17 protein-coding genes and 1 pseudogene are annotated in these 15,199 nt (G+C 72.7%); 6 read left to right on the forward strand and 12 right to left on the reverse strand.

Annotation, left to right across the window (positions count from 1 at the left end; translation table 11 throughout):
* Window positions 1–7: 7 nt before the first annotated feature.
* The 4 genes from paaD to paaA are packed head-to-tail and all read right to left on the reverse strand — an operon-like array spanning window position 8 to window position 2,629.
* Window positions 8–490 (reverse strand): 1,2-phenylacetyl-CoA epoxidase subunit PaaD, encoded by a 483-nt coding sequence (paaD, locus tag ACRAWC_RS18375; RefSeq protein WP_431349015.1) that lies wholly within the window; start codon window positions 488–490, stop codon window positions 8–10.
* Complete coding sequence (paaC, locus tag ACRAWC_RS18380) at window positions 487–1,350, reverse strand: 1,2-phenylacetyl-CoA epoxidase subunit PaaC (RefSeq protein ID WP_431349016.1); 864 nt, start codon at window positions 1,348–1,350, stop codon at window positions 487–489. The genes paaD and paaC overlap by 4 nt, the downstream gene beginning before the upstream one ends.
* On the reverse strand, window positions 1,347–1,652 hold the full coding sequence (gene paaB / locus ACRAWC_RS18385; RefSeq protein ID WP_431349017.1) for a 1,2-phenylacetyl-CoA epoxidase subunit PaaB: 306 nt from the start codon (window positions 1,650–1,652) through the stop codon (window positions 1,347–1,349). Before paaB ends, paaC begins: the two co-directional genes overlap by 4 nt.
* On the reverse strand, window positions 1,649–2,629 hold the full coding sequence (gene paaA / locus ACRAWC_RS18390; RefSeq protein WP_431349018.1) for a 1,2-phenylacetyl-CoA epoxidase subunit PaaA: 981 nt from the start codon (window positions 2,627–2,629) through the stop codon (window positions 1,649–1,651). The genes paaB and paaA overlap by 4 nt, the downstream gene beginning before the upstream one ends.
* Window positions 2,630–2,683: 54 nt before the next feature.
* On the opposite strand from paaA, the gene ACRAWC_RS18395 reads away from it, so the two are divergent.
* Window positions 2,684–3,304 (forward strand): TetR/AcrR family transcriptional regulator, encoded by a 621-nt coding sequence (locus tag ACRAWC_RS18395; protein ID WP_431349019.1) that lies wholly within the window; start codon window positions 2,684–2,686, stop codon window positions 3,302–3,304.
* Between the two features lie 66 nt (window positions 3,305–3,370).
* On the opposite strand, the gene paaZ is transcribed toward ACRAWC_RS18395, so the two are convergent.
* Complete coding sequence (gene paaZ, locus ACRAWC_RS18400) at window positions 3,371–5,422, reverse strand: phenylacetic acid degradation bifunctional protein PaaZ (RefSeq protein WP_431349020.1); 2,052 nt, start codon at window positions 5,420–5,422, stop codon at window positions 3,371–3,373.
* Window positions 5,423–5,518: 96 nt separating this feature from the next.
* Between paaZ and ACRAWC_RS18405 the strand changes: the two genes are divergently transcribed.
* Window positions 5,519–5,923 (forward strand): PaaI family thioesterase, encoded by a 405-nt coding sequence (locus tag ACRAWC_RS18405; protein ID WP_369962442.1) that lies wholly within the window; start codon window positions 5,519–5,521, stop codon window positions 5,921–5,923.
* Here the strand turns inward: ACRAWC_RS18405 and ACRAWC_RS18410 are convergent.
* The 7 genes and pseudogenes from ACRAWC_RS18410 to ACRAWC_RS18440 all read right to left on the reverse strand — a co-directional run bounded on the left by ACRAWC_RS18410 (window position 5,895) and on the right by ACRAWC_RS18440 (window position 11,193).
* Window positions 5,895–6,831 (reverse strand): annotated as a pseudogene (locus tag ACRAWC_RS18410) (3-hydroxyacyl-CoA dehydrogenase family protein). The gene ACRAWC_RS18405 and the pseudogene ACRAWC_RS18410 sit on opposite strands and share 29 nt — an antisense overlap.
* Entirely contained in the window at window positions 6,828–7,571 is a 744-nt protein-coding gene (locus tag ACRAWC_RS18415) for an enoyl-CoA hydratase/isomerase family protein (RefSeq protein ID WP_431349021.1), read from the reverse strand. Before ACRAWC_RS18415 ends, ACRAWC_RS18410 begins: the two are co-directional and overlap by 4 nt.
* Entirely contained in the window at window positions 7,571–8,767 is a 1,197-nt protein-coding gene (locus tag ACRAWC_RS18420) for a thiolase family protein (protein ID WP_431349022.1), read from the reverse strand. The genes ACRAWC_RS18415 and ACRAWC_RS18420 overlap by 1 nt, the downstream gene beginning before the upstream one ends.
* A 40-nt stretch (window positions 8,768–8,807) precedes the next feature.
* The gene (locus ACRAWC_RS18425; RefSeq protein ID WP_431349023.1) at window positions 8,808–10,004 is read right to left on the reverse strand and encodes a low temperature requirement protein A; all 1,197 of its coding nucleotides are present in this window, start codon (window positions 10,002–10,004) and stop codon (window positions 8,808–8,810) included.
* Window positions 10,001–10,240 carry a hypothetical protein gene (locus ACRAWC_RS18430; RefSeq protein ID WP_431349024.1) on the reverse strand — a complete coding sequence of 80 codons (240 nt, stop codon included), beginning with the start codon at window positions 10,238–10,240 and terminating at the stop codon, window positions 10,001–10,003. Before ACRAWC_RS18430 ends, ACRAWC_RS18425 begins: the two co-directional genes overlap by 4 nt.
* Window positions 10,237–10,644: a hypothetical protein gene (locus tag ACRAWC_RS18435; RefSeq protein ID WP_431349025.1), complete on the reverse strand. Its 408-nt coding sequence runs from the start codon at window positions 10,642–10,644 to the stop codon at window positions 10,237–10,239. The genes ACRAWC_RS18430 and ACRAWC_RS18435 overlap by 4 nt, the downstream gene beginning before the upstream one ends.
* A gap of 120 nt (window positions 10,645–10,764) precedes the next feature.
* Window positions 10,765–11,193 (reverse strand): Lrp/AsnC family transcriptional regulator, encoded by a 429-nt coding sequence (locus tag ACRAWC_RS18440; RefSeq protein WP_431349026.1) that lies wholly within the window; start codon window positions 11,191–11,193, stop codon window positions 10,765–10,767.
* A gap of 127 nt (window positions 11,194–11,320) precedes the next feature.
* Between ACRAWC_RS18440 and pdhA the strand changes: the two genes are divergently transcribed.
* From pdhA to ACRAWC_RS18460, 4 genes are read left to right on the forward strand one after another with little or no spacing between them, the layout of a single operon-like run.
* Window positions 11,321–12,451 (forward strand): pyruvate dehydrogenase (acetyl-transferring) E1 component subunit alpha, encoded by a 1,131-nt coding sequence (gene pdhA, locus ACRAWC_RS18445; RefSeq protein ID WP_431349027.1) that lies wholly within the window; start codon window positions 11,321–11,323, stop codon window positions 12,449–12,451.
* On the forward strand, window positions 12,448–13,539 hold the full coding sequence (locus ACRAWC_RS18450) for an alpha-ketoacid dehydrogenase subunit beta (protein WP_431349028.1): 1,092 nt from the start codon (window positions 12,448–12,450) through the stop codon (window positions 13,537–13,539). The genes pdhA and ACRAWC_RS18450 overlap by 4 nt, the downstream gene beginning before the upstream one ends.
* The gene (locus tag ACRAWC_RS18455) at window positions 13,536–14,930 is read left to right on the forward strand and encodes a dihydrolipoamide acetyltransferase family protein (RefSeq protein WP_431349029.1); all 1,395 of its coding nucleotides are present in this window, start codon (window positions 13,536–13,538) and stop codon (window positions 14,928–14,930) included. Before ACRAWC_RS18450 ends, ACRAWC_RS18455 begins: the two co-directional genes overlap by 4 nt.
* A complete protein-coding gene (locus ACRAWC_RS18460) occupies window positions 14,927–15,115 on the forward strand; it encodes a hypothetical protein (RefSeq protein WP_431349030.1) in 189 nt (62 codons plus the stop codon). The genes ACRAWC_RS18455 and ACRAWC_RS18460 overlap by 4 nt, the downstream gene beginning before the upstream one ends.
* Window positions 15,116–15,199: the final 84 nt, after the last annotated feature.

The raw sequence follows: 15,199 nt of genomic DNA on the forward strand, positions 1-15,199 counted from the left end.
GGGGACCTCACAGAGCCTTGAAGTGGTCGAACGGCTCGCCGCACTCGTCGCAGACGAACAGCGCCTTGCACGCGGTGGAGCCGAAGTGGGAGACCTCATGGGTCTTCAGCGAGCCGCAGTGCGGGCACTTGATCGCGAGCGTGAGTCGCACGGGACCGGCGCCGGAGGGCGGCGCGATGCCGTAGTCGCGGAGCGCGGCGCGGCCGTGCTCGCTGATCCAGTCGGTCGTCCAGGCCGGGGCAAGGGCGAGGCTGACCCGCACGTCGCCGAAGCCCTCGGCGGCCAGAGCGCGTACGACGTCCTCGCGGATGGCGTCCATCGCCGGGCAGCCGGAGTAGGTCGGCGTGAGCACGACCTCCACCCCGGTGTCGGTCACGGTCACCGCGCGCAGCACGCCCAGGTCGTCGATGTTCAGCACGGGGACTTCGGGGTCGAGGACCGCCGCGGCGGCCGCCCAGGCCCGGCCGGCCTCGGCCGCGTGCCCGGTCACCAGGTCGCTCCGGGGTGCGAGCGGGTGAGCACCTGCATCTCGGCCAGCAGCGGGGCGAGGTGCTCGGAGTGCCGGCCCCGGCGTCCGCCGCCGGCGGCGGTGAACGTGCTCGGGAGCTTGACCTCGGACTCGGCGAGGATCGGGGCGATGGCAGCGTCGAACGCCTCGCGCAGCGTCGACGGCCGCGGGGCCACGCCCTCCAGCCGGTCCATCAGCGGCTCGTCGCGGAAGAGCTCCGCCACGTACGGCCACAGGTCGTCGAACGCGGTGAGCGTGCGCCGTCGGGACTCGTCGGTGCCGAGAGCCAGCCGGAGCACCCACTGGTCGGCGTGGTCGCAGTGGTACGCGACCTCCTTGACGGCCTTGCCCGCGATCGCCGCGAGCACCGGGTCCTCCGAGGCGCGCAGCCGGTCGTAGAGCTCGAAGAGGTAGTGGGCGGCCGCGAACTGCCGCACGATCGTGTGCGCGAAGTCGCCGTTCGGCTGCTCGAAGAGGTGCGCCGAGCGGAAGTCCTGCTCGTCGCGCCAGTAGGCCAGGTCGTCCTCCGACCGCTCGGTGGCGCTGCCGGCGTAGCGCAGCAGCGAGCGTGCGTGGCCGAGCAGGTCGAGGGCGATGTTCGCCAGCGCGACGTCCTCCTCCAGCTCGGGCGCGCGGGAGATCCACCAGCCGAGCCGCTGGGCGAGTACGAGCGAGTCGTCGCCGAGCCAGAGCGCGTACTCGGCGGTGTCAGGGGAGGCCGTGGCCTCGTCGGCGACGAACTCGGCCGACAGGGTCACGGTGCTGAGCTCGACATGACCGTGCTCGTCGTGAGCGTGGAGGTCGTCGCCGTGGAGGTCGTCGTGCGTGTGCGCGTCGGTCACAGGTGCTTCACCCCTTCGCTCTCCGTGTAGTACGTGGCGTGCCGGTAGTTCTTGCCCTCCGGCGAGGTGAAGAACGCGTCCTTGGCGGACGGGTCGCTCGTGGTGATCGCGTCGGAGCGGACCACCCAGATCGACACGCCCTCGCCGCGCCGCGTGTAGAGGTCGCGGGCGTTGCGCACCGCGAGCTCCTCGTCGGGCGCGTGCAGTGAGCCGACGTGCACGTGGCTGAGGCCGCGGGAGGCGCGCACGAAGACCTCCCACAGCGGCCAGACCTCGTGGGCGGGTGGCTGCTTGTCGGTCATGCCGCGACCTCCTGGGCGCGCTGCGCCCTCTTGGCGGCGTACGCCGCAGCCGCCTCGCGCACCCATGCGCCGTGCTCGTGCGCGTCGCGGCGGCGCTGCAGCCGCTGCGCGTTGCACGGGCCTTCGCCCGCGATGACGCGCTGCAGCTCGCTCCAGTCGATCTCGCCGAGGTCGTACGCCTGGCGCCCCTCGTTCCACTTCAGGTCCGGGTCGGGGAACGTCACGCCGAGCGCTTCCGCCTGCGGGACGAGCATCCCGACGAACCGCTGCCGCAGCTCGTCGTTGGAGAACCGCTTGATCTTCCACGCCATCGAGCGCGCGGAGTTCGGGGAGTCGGCGTCCGGCGGCCCGAACATCATCAGCGACGGCCAGTACCAGCGGTTCACGGCGTCCTGCGCCATCCGCTGCTGCTCCGGGGTGCCGCGCATGAGCGTCAGCAGGATCTCGAAGCCCTGGCGCTGGTGGAACGACTCCTCCTTGCAGATGCGGACCATGGCGCGGCCGTACGGAGCGTACGAGCAGCGGCAGAGCGGCACCTGGTTGCAGATCGCCGCGCCGTCGACCAGCCAGCCGATCGCGCCGATGTCGGCCCAGCTCAGGGTCGGGTAGTTGAAGATCGAGGAGTACTTGGCCGCCCCGCTGATGAGCTGCTCGGTCATCTCGTCGCGCGTGATGCCGAGCGTCTGCGTCGCGGAGTAGAGGTAGAGCCCGTGGCCGGCCTCATCCTGCACCTTGGCCATCAGGATGGCCTTGCGCTTGAGGCTCGGGGCGCGGCTGATCCAGTTGGCCTCGGGCTGCATGCCGATGATCTCGGAGTGGGCGTGCTGCGACATCTGCCGGATGAGCGTGCGGCGGTAGGCGTCGGGCATCCAGTCGCGCGGCTCGATGCGGGAGTCCTCGGCGATGAGCTGCTCGAAGAGCGCCTCGCCGGCGGCGTCGTCATCCGTGGGGACGGTGGTCTCCGTCGTGTTCGCCATTGAACCAGCTCCCATCAATACTGACTGATCGTTCGTTCAGTATATGCGGGCCGGATGGGTTCGTGCCACACTTGCTGGGTGACCGACACCCGGACGGCCGAGCCCCTGCGCCGGGGCCGGCCCGGCTACGACCAGCGCGGCATCCTCGAGGTCGCCGTCGCCGCCTTCAACGAGCACGGCTACGATGCGACCTCCATCGGGATGCTGGCCGAGCGCCTCGGGCTGTCCAAGTCGGCGATCTACCACCACGTCGCCTCCAAGGACGAGCTGCTCGCGCTCGCGCTGGATGAAGCGCTCGACGGTCTGGAGGGCGCGCTGCGCTCAGCCGTGGAGACGCACGGGACCGCCGCCGAGCGGCTCGCGCAGGTGCTCCGCGGGGCAGTTCTCGTGCTGGTGGATCGCCTCCCGTACGTCACGCTGCTGCTGCGCGTGCGGGGCAACACCGAGGTGGAGCGGGCCGCGCTGCAGCGCCGGCGCGCTTTCGACCACGCCGTCGCGGCGCTGGTGGCCGAGGCGCGCGACGAGGGCTCGCTGCGGGTGGACGCCGACCCGGCGGTCGTCGCCCGCCTGCTGTTCGGCATGATCAACTCGCTGACCGAGTGGTACGACCCCGCCGGCCCTGTCTCCCCGGACGCACTCGCCGACACCATCCTCGCCCTGGCCCTCCGCTCCTGACGTCGAGGGGCACGTCAACGCCTCTGAAACCGCGTTCCAGGGGCGTTGACGTGCCCTTCGAGGGGGTCACTCCTTCGAGACGAGGGTGAGGACGTCGTAGGAGGCGACGAGCTCGTCCTTCTGGTTGAGGATGCGCGCGTCCCAGCGCACCTCGCCGTACTCGTCCGTCTCGCGCGGCGTGATCTGCTTGGCCGTCAGCGCCACACGGATGCTGTCGCCGGGGGAGACCGGCGTCAGGAACCGCAGGTTCTCCAGCCCGTAGTTGGCGAGCACGGGGCCCGGCGCCGGGTCGACGAACAGCCCGGCCGCCCACGAGACGAGCAGATAACCGTGCGCGACGCGGCCGGGGAAGAACGGGTTCGCGGCCGCGGCCTCCTCGTCCATGTGGGCGTAGAAGGTGTCGCCGGTGAAGGTCGCGAAGGTCTCGATGTCGTCCAGCGTGACCCGGCGGGACTCGGACTGCACCTGGTCGCCGATACGCAGCGTCGCGAGCGACTTGCGGAACGGGTGCGGGCCTCCGGTCTCGGCCGCGGCGCCTTCGTGCCAGACGCCGGTGACGGCCGTGAGGAGGTCGGGGGAGCCTTGGATGGCCGTCCGCTGCATGTGGTTCAGTACGGCGCGGATGCCGCCCAGCTCCTCGCCGCCGCCCGCGCGGCCGGGACCGCCGTGGACGAGGTGCGGCATCGGCGAGCCGTGTCCGGTGGAGGTGCGGGCGTCGTCGCGGTCGAGCAGGAGGATGCGGCCGTTGTACGCCGCCGTCGCCAGCACCAGCTCGCGGGCGAAGTCCGGGTCGTGCGTTGCGGCGCTGGTCACCAGCGAGCCGCCGCCGAGCGCCACGAGCTCCGCCGCCTCGGTGGCCGAGTCGTACGGCAGCACCGCCGCGACCGGTCCGAAGGCCTCGACGGTGTGCGCCTCCGGGGTGCGGGCGTCCGCGAAGCGCAGCACGATCGGGGCGACGAACGCGCCCTCCAGCTCGACGCCGAGGCTGCCGTCGCCGCGGCGGACGCTCGGCTGGTCGAGCCCGCCGATCGCGAGCTCCCCGCCGGCCTCCACCAGCCGCGTCACCTGGCGCAGCACCTCCGCCCGCTGCTCGCGCGACGCGAGCGGACCCATCGTGACGCCCTCGGCCCGCGGGTCGCCGATCACGACGCGCTCCTCGATGCGCGACCGCACGGCCGCCAACAGGGGGTCCACCGCCTCGGCCGGGACGATCGCGCGGCGGATCGCCGTGCACTTCTGGCCCGCCTTGGCGGTCAGCTCGACCACTAGCTGCTTCACGTACGCGTCGAACTCGGGCGTGCCGGGCAGCGCGTCCGGACCGAGCACCGACGCGTTGATGGAGTCCGTCTCGCTCGTGAACCGCACCCCGCCGGTCTGCACGGAGTCGTGCGCGCGCAGCCGCTCGGCGGTGGAGGCCGACCCGGTGAACGCCACCAGGTCGCCCAGCCGCAGGTGGTCGAACAGCCCGGGAACGCTGCCGCTCACGAGCTGGAGCGACCCGGCGGGCAGCAGCCCGGACTCCACCAGGATGCGCACCATCGCCTCCGCCACGTACGCGGTCGGCGTCGCGGGCTTGGCGAGCGTCGGCATCCCGGCGAGGAACGACGGTGCGAACTTCTCCAGCAGGCCCCAGACCGGGAAGTTGAACGCGTTGATCTGCACGGCGACACCCGGCAGGCGGGTGAAGATGTGCTGGCCGAGGAACGAGCCGTCCTTCGCCAGCGACTCCGCCGGGCCGTCGACGACGACCTGCGCGTTGGGGAGCTCGCGGCGGCCCTTCGAGGAGTAGGTGAACAGCGCGCCGATGCCGCCGTCCACATCGATCCACGCGTCGGTCCGCGTCGCACCGGCGCGGGCCGAGAGGTCGTAGAGCTCCTGCTTGCGCTCGGTGAGCACCTGCGCCATCCGCTTGAGCAGGACAGCGCGCTGGTGGAACGTCAGCGCACCGAGCGAGGCCTGACCGACCGTTCGCGCGTATTCGAGCGCTCCGGCCAGGTCGGCGCCCTCGGCGCTGACGCGGGCGACGAGCTCGCCGGTGGAGGCGTCGCGCACCTCCGCGGCGCCCTCATCGGACGCCGGGCTCCACCACTGATCGAGCAGGTAGCTGGGCAGACTCATGATTCGGTACCTCCCGGGAGGGTCTGGAGCGACGACGCTCCGGCGGATCGGACGTGCGGGGATCGGACGTGCGGGGATCGGACATAGGCTGGTGCCGTGGCCGACGGAGACTGGACGATCGAGCTCGGCGAGCTCGACGAGAAGATGGGCGTGCGCATCCTGGAGCAATCCGCGGAGCGCGTCGTCGCGACGATGCCGGTGGCGGGCAACCGCCAATCGTTCGGGCTGCTGCACGGCGGCGCCTCGGTGGCGTTCGCGGAGGCGCTCGGCTCCTGGGCGGCCGTGATCCACGCCGGCCCCGGACGCAGCGCGGTCGGGCTCGACATCAACGCGACGCACCACCGGTCGGCGCGCAGCGGCCTCGTGACCGGGGTCGCGACCGCGATCCGGCTCGGCAGGAAGGTCACCTCGCACGAGGTCGTCCTCACCGACGAGGACGGCAACCGGCTCTGCACGGTGCGCATCACGAACCTCATCGTGGAGGCTCCGGAGCGCGCGTGAGCGGCGCTCCGCCCGCAGCGTCGCTGTCCCACGCGTAGAACCCACGCCCTGACTTGCGGCCGAGCAGGCCGTCCGCGACCATGCGGCGCAGCAGAGGGGAGGCTCGAACCGCGGCCCCAGCTCGCTCGCGAGGTACTCCGCGATGTCGAGCCGCACGTCCAGCCCGACGATGTCGGTGAGCCGCAGCGGCCCGACCGGGTGCTTGTAGCCGAGCGTCATCGCCGTGTCGATGGCCTCGGGGGACGCGACGCCCTCCTCGACCATCCGGACGGCCTCCAGCCCGAGCAGCACACCGAGCCGGGACGACGCGAAGCCGGGGAGTCGCGCACCACGATCGGCGTCTTGCCGAGGGCCGTCACCCAGCCGGTGGCGAGGTCGACGGCGCTCGGTGCGGTCGCCTTGCCGGCCACGACCTCCACCAGAGCGGACGCCGGGACGGGGTTGAAGAAGTGCATGCCGAGGAAGCCGCCGGGCCGCTGCAGCACCTCGGCGAGCCCGTCGATGGAGAGCGAGGAGGTATTGCTCGCGAGCACGGCGTCGGGCTCCAGGAGCTCCGCGGCGCGGCGGAGCGCGTCGTGCTTGAGATCGGGGAGCTCGGGCACCGCCTCCACGACGAGGGCGGCGCCGCGCAGGGCGTCCCAGGTGGTCGTGGCGATCAGCCGGTCGGGGGCCGGGGCCGTCGCGCCGCGGCGCACGCTGCCGTCGATCGCCGCCTCCACGCGCGCGCGGGCGGCATCGGCGGAGGCGGCGTCGCGCTCGACGACCGCGACGCGCGCGCCCGCCATCAGGAACGCATGGGCGATGCCCGCGCCCATCCGGCCGCCGCCGATCACTCCCACGTGCTCCGGGATGCCGACGTGCTCCGGGACGCCGACATGCTCCGGAACGCCCGCCTGCTGGTCGCTCATCGCGTCCTCCGCTCCAGGAACTCCGTCATCCGCCTGTGCTTCTCCGGCGACTCGAACAGCACGGCCTGCGCCTCCTGCTCGGCCCGGGGATGGTCGCTCAGCGGCGCGCGCAGGACCTGCTTGGTGTACTGGGTCGCGAGCGGGTCGTTCTTCGCGATCCGGTCGGCGAGCGCGTGCGCGCCGGCGAGCAGCTCGCCCGGCTCGAACAGGTCGCTCACGAGCCCGGCGGCCAGCGCCTCCTCGCCGTTCAGCACGCGTCCGGCCATCGTGATCTCGGCCGCGAGCGGCTCGCCGACGAGCTGCGGAAGCCGCCAGAGTGCGCCGGCCGCGGCGATGATCCCGAGCGAGGTCTCCGGGTTGCCGATCCGCAGCCGCGTCGTGCCGAGCCGGAAGTCCGCCGCGTACGCGAGCTCGGCGCCGCCGCCCAGCGCGTACCCGTCGAGCGCCGCGATCACCGGCATCGGCAGTTCGGCGATCCGGAGGAAGATCGTCGCGTTGATCGCACGGCGTGCGTCGGCCGCCGTGCGCTCGCGCAGCTCGGCGATGTCGGCGCCGGACGCGAAGACGCCCTCCGAGCCGGTGAGGATGAGGATGCGCGGGTCCCGCTCCAGGTCGTCGCACAGCGCGTGCAGCTCGTCCACCATCCGCTGGTCGATCGCGTTGCGGACCTCTGGACGGTTGAGCGTCGCGACCACGCGGTCGGCGCTCTCGGTGACCACCAGCGTCGTCGGCGCCGCCATCACAGGGCCTCCACGATCAGAGCGGCGCCCTGCCCGACGCCGACGCACATCGTGGCGAGCCCATACCGGGATCCCTCGCGCTCCATCCGGCCGAGCAGCGTCACCAGGATGCGTGCGCCGCTCGACCCGAGCGCGTGCCCCAGCGCGATCGCGCCGCCGTCGGCGTTCACCCGCGTCCGGCCGCTCTCGTCGTCCAGCCCCAGCCGGCGCAGGCACGCGATCGCCTGCGCGGCGAACGCCTCGTTGAGCTCGATGCTGCCGATTTCGCTGAGCGCCAGACCGGAACGCTCGAGAGCGCGATTGGTCGCGGGGACGGGGCCTAGGCCCATCACCTCCGGCGCCACGCCGGCGCTCGCCGAGGCGACGATCCGGGCGCGCGGACGCAGGCCGAAGCGCTGCACGGCGTCGCCGCTCGCGACGACGATCGCGGATGCGCCGTCGTTCAGCGGCGAGGAGTTCCCCGCGGTGACGACGCTGCCGCCCGTGACCACCGGGCGCAGCGCCGCGAGGGCGGCGGCGTCGGTGTCGCGGCGGATGCTCTCGTCGGCCGTGACCTCGCCGGCGGAGGTCGCGACCGGGACGATCTCGTCGGCGAAGCGGCCCGCGTCGGTCGCCGCCGCGGCTCGCCGGTGGCTCTCGAGCGCGAACTCGTCGGCCTCCTCCCGGCCGATTCCGTCGAGGCGCGCGACCTCCTCCGCGGTCTCCGGCATCGAGTAGGTGGCCTTGTCGCGCTCCAGGAATCGCGGGTTGGTGAAGCGCCAGCCGATGGAGGTGTCGAACTGCGGCCCCGGCCTCGCCCACGGTCGCGGCGGCTTGGCCTGCACCCAGGGCGCCCGTGTCATCGATTCCACGCCGCCCGCGACGATCAGGTCGGCGTCGCCCGCGCGGATCGCCTGGCCGGCGAGCGTCACGGCGCTGAGGCCGGACGCGCAGAGCCGATTGACGGTGACACCGGGCACGCTGTCCGGGAGGCCGGCCAGCAGGGCGGCCATGCGGGCCACGTTCCGGTTGTCCTCGCCCGCCTGATTGGCCGCTCCGAGCATGACGTCGTCGAGCGCCGCGCCGTCCACTCCCGCGCGTCGCACCGCCTCGCCCACCACGATGGCGGCGAGGTCGTCGGGTCGGATGCCGGCCAGCGCTCCGCCGTAGCGGCCGACAGCCGTGCGTACACCGCCGACGAGGTAGGCCTCCGCCATCGCAGCTCCTTCGAATGCGAATTACCGAACGAACGTTCAGCTAGTAAATAGTCGCAGAACCCCGACCCGCGAGCAACCGCCGCGACCGCGAGGCGAGCTCCGCCGACGCCACGACCACCCCGAGGATCCCCACCGCGCAGCCGATCGCGGCCGCGGCGGGGAGCCACAGCGCCGCCACCGCGAGCGCGACGGACAGCCCGACCGCCGGGACCGCCCAGCGCAGCACGACCCGCCACGGGTCGCCGTAGCGGCGGGCGATGACCGCGTTCGTCAGGTAGAACAGGGCGATCCCGCCGCCCAGGGACACCGCCAGCGCCGCCGGCAGCGGCTCGCCCGGGTGCGCGATCCCCTCGGCGAGCGCGCCGGACAGCGCGGTGACTCCGGCCAGCAGCAGGAACGGCAGGAAGGCGACCGTGTCGCGGATCGTCCGCGCGTCGCCGGCCTCCAGCAGCCGCTCCAGCCCGCTGGTCATCGCGTCCACGCCGTAGAGGAAGAACGACCACGCCAGCCCGGAGGTCAGCAGGAGCCCGAGCAGCCCGACCAGCCCGGCGGCGAGCGTCCAGGCGCTGGACACCGCGTCCACGACGCTCAGCACCGACTCGCCCAGCACGATGATGACGAGCAGCCCGAACCGCTCGGACAGGTGCTCGACGTTCAGCCGGTCGAGGGCGATCGCCGCCCAGCTACCGGAGGTCGCCGTCAGGAGCACCACCTCCAACACGATGGCGACCGCCCAGAGCACATAGTCCGCCGGCGAGGGGAGGGCGATCGACACCAGCCAGATCACGGCGGTCAACCCGTTGTAGGCGAGGATGCGGACGCGCGACGCCGTCCCGTTCGACCAGGAGAAGCGGATCCAGACCACCAGCAGCAGCACCCGCAGCAGTGCGTTGCCGGCCGCGAACAGCCAGGCCCGGTCGCCGATCGCCTCCGGCGCCGCGACCGCGAGCGCTCCGACGGCGAACATCGCGATCAGCATCACGATCGACAGTCGCCGCGCGCTGAGCTGCGGCGAGACGTCCACGACGAAGGTCAGGTTGACCCAGGACCACCACACCGACGCGAACAGGGCCACGAACACCGCGAGCGTTCCGAACGAGGGCTCGGTGTGGAGCCCGTGCGCGAGCTGTCCGACCAGCGCGACGAACACCAGATCGAAGAACAGCTCCATCCAGTGCGCACGCGACGGATCCCGGTCGCCGGCGACGGGCCGGCGAGGGAGGGACACGCCGCTCATCCGCGCCGGCCTGCGGTGAGGAAATGATCGACGGCTGCCCGCACCCGCTCGTCGTCGGCGTACCCGGACAGCGAGATGCCGTCGAGCGCACTCCACGCGGCCGGACCGGCGAGCGCAGCGGCCCGGTCCCGATCAGACCGCAGCCGGGAGGCCCGCACGATCAGCGCGGCGACCGTGAGGGCGACCGCCAGCACGACGACGAAGGAGGCCAGGACGACGACGATGGTGGTGCTCACGGCTGCGCTCCCGGTGCGGGTGGCGCCGGCGGCTGCCGCAGCGCGAGCAGCTCGGCGAGCAACCCCTGCGCCAGCACGAACGTGCGCTGGGCGCGGCGGGCGAGCATGTAGAAGACGCCGCCGCTGAGCATGGTGACCGTCCCGGCGATGAGCACCCAGAGCCACGCGGCCACCGGCACCGGGTTCACGCCGGGATTCGACTGCAGCACCGGCACCACGAGCGAGAGGATGACCCCGGACCCGGCCGCCGCGAGTGCTTTGGCGAGCGTCATGGTGTGCTCGTACCGCCAGGTGAGGGCGACGGTCAGGCCGTCGACGGCGGCACGATCGCCCAGGCGGGCGAGGGCCAGCAGGTCCCCGACCGTGAGCTCCGACGTGAGCGCGCCCGCCGCAGGGTTCGCCATGGGGCGAGCGTAGCGCCACCCGCACGATTCGGCACGAATGCGCTCATCGCCCCGAACGCATTCGGCACGAATGTCGCGAATCGCGCCGCCATTCACGACATTCGGCACGAATGCGCCGCGTTACCGGAGGTCGTGGTCCTCGAAGACGAGGGAGGTCTTCGTGTCGTGCACCGAGGGGATGCTCGTCAGTTCCTCCAGCACCACCCGCCGCAGGTCCTCGTTGTCGCGCGCCCGCACCAGCAGGATGACGTCGAAGTCGCCGCCGACAAGTGCGAAGTGCTCCACCTCCGGGATGGCGCTCAGCCGCGCGCGGAGATCGTGCCAGGCCGCCTGCTCCACGCGCATGGTCACGTACGCCGATGACGCACGGCCGGAGCGGCGCGGGTCCACCTTCGCCGTGAAGCCCGTGATCACGCCCTCCTCGACCAGCCGGGAGACACGGGCGTAGGCGTTGGCCCGCGAGACGTGCGCCGCCTCCGCGACGGCGGTGATGGAGGCGCGGCCGTCGGCGCGCAGCGCGTCCACGATGCGGGTGTCGATGTCATCCATGATGGGAGACAGTTTGGCATCGATGGTGCCGCTGTGCACCCGTTCGTCTCGAAAGTTCCGCACATGTGGCAAAGCGGGTCTAGCGAAGTCATTCTGATGATCAGCGACGTCTTTCGAAGGAGAACAGATGCACGCCGACGATCTGATGCCGGGCGACACCCCGTTGCGGCTCATCGACGAGCAGGGCTCGGCACACCCGCACGAGCACTACGCGTTCCCGTCCACCGACCGGTTGCGCGACGGCTACGGCCGCCTCGTGCTCGGCCGGCGGCTCAACGACCAGGCCGACGCGCTGGTGCGCCAGGGCAAGCTGGCGGTGTACCCGTCCTCGCACGGCCAGGAGGCCTGCGAGGTCGCCTCGGCGATGGTGCTCGGCGAGCGCGACTGGCTGTTCCCCACCTATCGCGACTCGGTCGCGGTGGTGTCCCGGGGCGTGGACCCGTTCGAGGCGTTCCTGCTGCTGCGCGGCGACTGGCACTCCGGCTACGACCCGAACGAGTACCGGGTGGCCCCGCAGGCGACCCCGCTCGCCACCCAGCTCCTGCACGCGGTCGGCTTCGCCCATGCCGCCCGGATGCGCGGCGAGGACACCGTCGTCGTGGCGCTGTGCGGCGACGGCGCCACCAGCGAGGGCGACTTCCATGAGGCGCTCAACTTCGCCGCCGTCTTCCACCTCCCGGTCGTGTTCCTCGTCCAGAACAACGGGTACGCGATCTCGGTTCCGCTCAGCCGGCAGACCGCCGCCCCGAGCCTGGCGCACAAGGGCATCGGTTACGGGATGCGCGGACGCCTGGTCGACGGCAACGACCTCGCCGCGCTGCTCGCGGTGCTGGGGGAGGCCGTCACCGAGGCCCGGGAGGGCGGCGGCCCCACCCTCGTGGAGGCGCTCACCTACCGGATGAAGTCGCACACCAATGCCGACGACGCCACGCGTTACCGCACCTCCGCGGAGGTGGAGCCGTGGATCGCCCGCGACCCGCTGCTGCGCCTGCGCACCTGGCTGACGGCCGAGGGCGCGCTGACCGACGACGACGACGCCGAGTTCCGCGCCCGCGCCGAGCGCATCGCCGTCGACCTCCGCACCCGGATCATGGCGGACGCCGAACCGCAGCCGCTCGACCTGTTCGAGTACGTCTACGCCGAGCCGACTCCGCAGCTCAGGGAGCAGGCCGAACTGCTCGCGGCCGAGCTCGCCGCAGAGTCCCGCGCCGCACAGTCCCGCGCCGAAGAATCCCGCGCCGAGGAGGTCGCCCGATGACGCTCATGCACGACGCCCCAGCAGACCGGCAGCCCGACGACCGGCAGCCCGACGACCGGCGGCCCGACGACCGGCAGCCGGAGCCGGAAGGCTCGCCCGCGCCCGCGGTCGCCAGCATGACGATGGCGCAGGCCCTCAACCGCGCCCTCGCCGACTCTCTCGCGGAGGACCCGGCGGTCCTCGTCTTCGGCGAGGACGTCGGCACGCTCGGCGGCGTCTTCCGCATCACCGACGGCCTGACCAAGCGCTTCGGCGAACAGCGCTGCTTCGACACCCCGCTGGCCGAGTCCGGCATCGTCGGCACCGCGGTCGGGATGGCGATGAACGGGATGCGCCCGGTGGTCGAGATGCAGTTCGACGCGTTCGCCTACCCGGCGTTCGAGCAGATCGTGGACCATGTCGCCAAGATGGGCAACCGCACCCGCGGGAAGGTCCGGCTGCCGATGGTCATCCGCATCCCGTTCGCGGGTGGGATCGGCGGCGTCGAGCATCACTCCGACTCCTCCGAGGCCTACTACGTGCACACGCCCGGCCTGACCGTGGTGTCGCCGGCGACGCCGCAGGACGCCTACGGCCTGCTCCGCGCCGCGATCGCCTCTCCGGACCCGGTGGTCTTCATGGAGCCGAAGAAGCTGTACTGGTCGACCGGCGAGGTCGACACGACCGCGCCGCTGCCCGAGCTGGGCCGCGCGCGCGTCGCCCGGGAGGGCACCGACGCGACCCTGATCGCCTACGGCCCGACCGTCCCGGTGGCGCTGGCCGCCGCGGAGGCCGCCGCTGAGGAGGGCCGCAGTCTGGCGGTGGTCGACGTGCGGACCCTGACTCCGTTCGACGACGAGACCGTCTGCGCCGCGGTGCGCGCGACCGGCCGCGCCGTGGTGGTGGCCGAGGCGCCGGGCTTCGCCAGCGTCGCCTCCGAGATCGCCGCCCGCGTCTCGGAGCGCTGCTTCCACTATCTGGAGGCGCCGGTGCGCCGCGTGACCGGCTTCGACACCCCGTTCGCGCCGCCGAAGCTGGAGCGTTTCTACCTTCCCGGAGTGGACCGCGTCCTCGACGCCGTCGACAGCCTCCAGTGGGAGGACGCATGAAGGTCTTCGCGCTGCCCGACCTGGGCGAGGGACTCGCGGACGCCGAACTGGTCCGCTGGCTGGTGGCGGTCGGCGACACGGTGACGATCGACCAGCCGATCGCCGAGGTGGAGACCGCCAAGTCGGTCGTGGAGGTGCCGTCCCCGTACGCGGGCGTCGTCGCCGTCTGCCACGGCGAGGAGGGCGAGACGATCATGGTCGGCTCGCCGCTGCTGGAGGTACGGGAGGACGCCGAGGTGCACGTCGCCGCTCCGGCGCGGGCCGCCGAGCCTGTCGCGGAGGCGGCCGAGACACCCGAACCCGAATCCGAACCCGAACCCGTCGCCGCCGGCTCCGGCGCGGTCCTCGTCGGCTACGGCACCACCGACCACGCCACCGCCCGCCGCCGCGGCCGCACCGCCCAGCGCGGCACGGGCGTGGCCGCCGGAGCGCCGAGCCGCATCGTCCCGGTCGTGTCGCCGGTCGTCCGCGCGCTCGCGCACACCCACGGCATCGACCTCGCCTCGCTCACCCCGAGCGGAGCGGGCGGCGTCGTCACACGACGCGATGTGGAGGCCGCGCTCGCCGCAGCGAAGGCCACCGCGCCGGTCGTGCCCGCAGCCCGTGGCGCGCGCGCAGTGCCCGCCGCCCGCCCGGCGCCCGCCGAAGCCGGGTCCGGCACCGACCCCCGCACCGGCCTCGCCATCGCCTCTGTCACCCCGTTCTCCCGCCTCCGCCGCACGGTCGCCGAGACCATGACGCGCAGCCGCTCCGAGATCCCGGAGGCGACCGTCTGGGTCGATGTCGACGCCACCGAGCTGTGGGATGCCAGGCAGGCGCTCGGCAAGTCGGGCAAGCCGCCGTCGCTGCTCGCCTTCATCTCGCGGTTCGCCCTCAGCGCGCTCGCGCGGCATCCCGAACTCGCCGGGCGGGTCACCGCCGACGGCGACGGGATCGAGGTCTTCGCCGGGGTGAACCTCGGCTTCGCCGCCGACACCCCGCGCGGCCTCCTGGTCCCGGTGATCCGCCGCGCCGACCGGTCGAGCGTGCGCGAGCTCGACGCCGAGCTCGGCCGGTTGTCGGCCGCCGCCCGAGACGGGGTCCTGCCGCCTGCGGACCTCACAGGCTCCACCTTCACCGTGAACAACTACGGCAGCCTCGGCGTCGACGGCAGCGCCGCGATCATCAACCACCCCGAGGTCGCCATCCTCGGCATCGGCCGTGTCATCGAGCGTCCGTGGGTGGTCGACGGCGCCGTCGTCCCGCGCCGGATCGTGCAGCTCAGCCTGGTCTTCGACCACCGCGTCACCGACGGCGGAGTGGCGGCGCGGTTCCTCCGCGAGATCGCCGACGCGATCGAGTCGCCGATCGCCTTCCTCGCCGGGGAGGCGCCGGGTACGGTGAGGGCATGACCGAGGAACCACGCGACGCAGAGAAGCCCGACGACGCCGACAAGCCCGACGACGCCGACAAGCCCGACGTGGTGGAGCAGGGCGACGACTACGACCTCGACTTCGAGAAGGACGTCGCGCCCGAGGAGAACATCCCCTGGCTTCCGCACCCGTCGCCGGCCGACGGCGAGGCGCCGGCTCCCTGAGCGTCCGCCCAGCCCTCGGGGCCCGATCGGCCTAGGCTTGGGCGAGTGACACCCCGCTCCTTCCCCTCTGGCTCGCGCTCGTCT

The sequence above is a fragment of the Leifsonia sp. L25 genome, assembly GCF_050632895.1.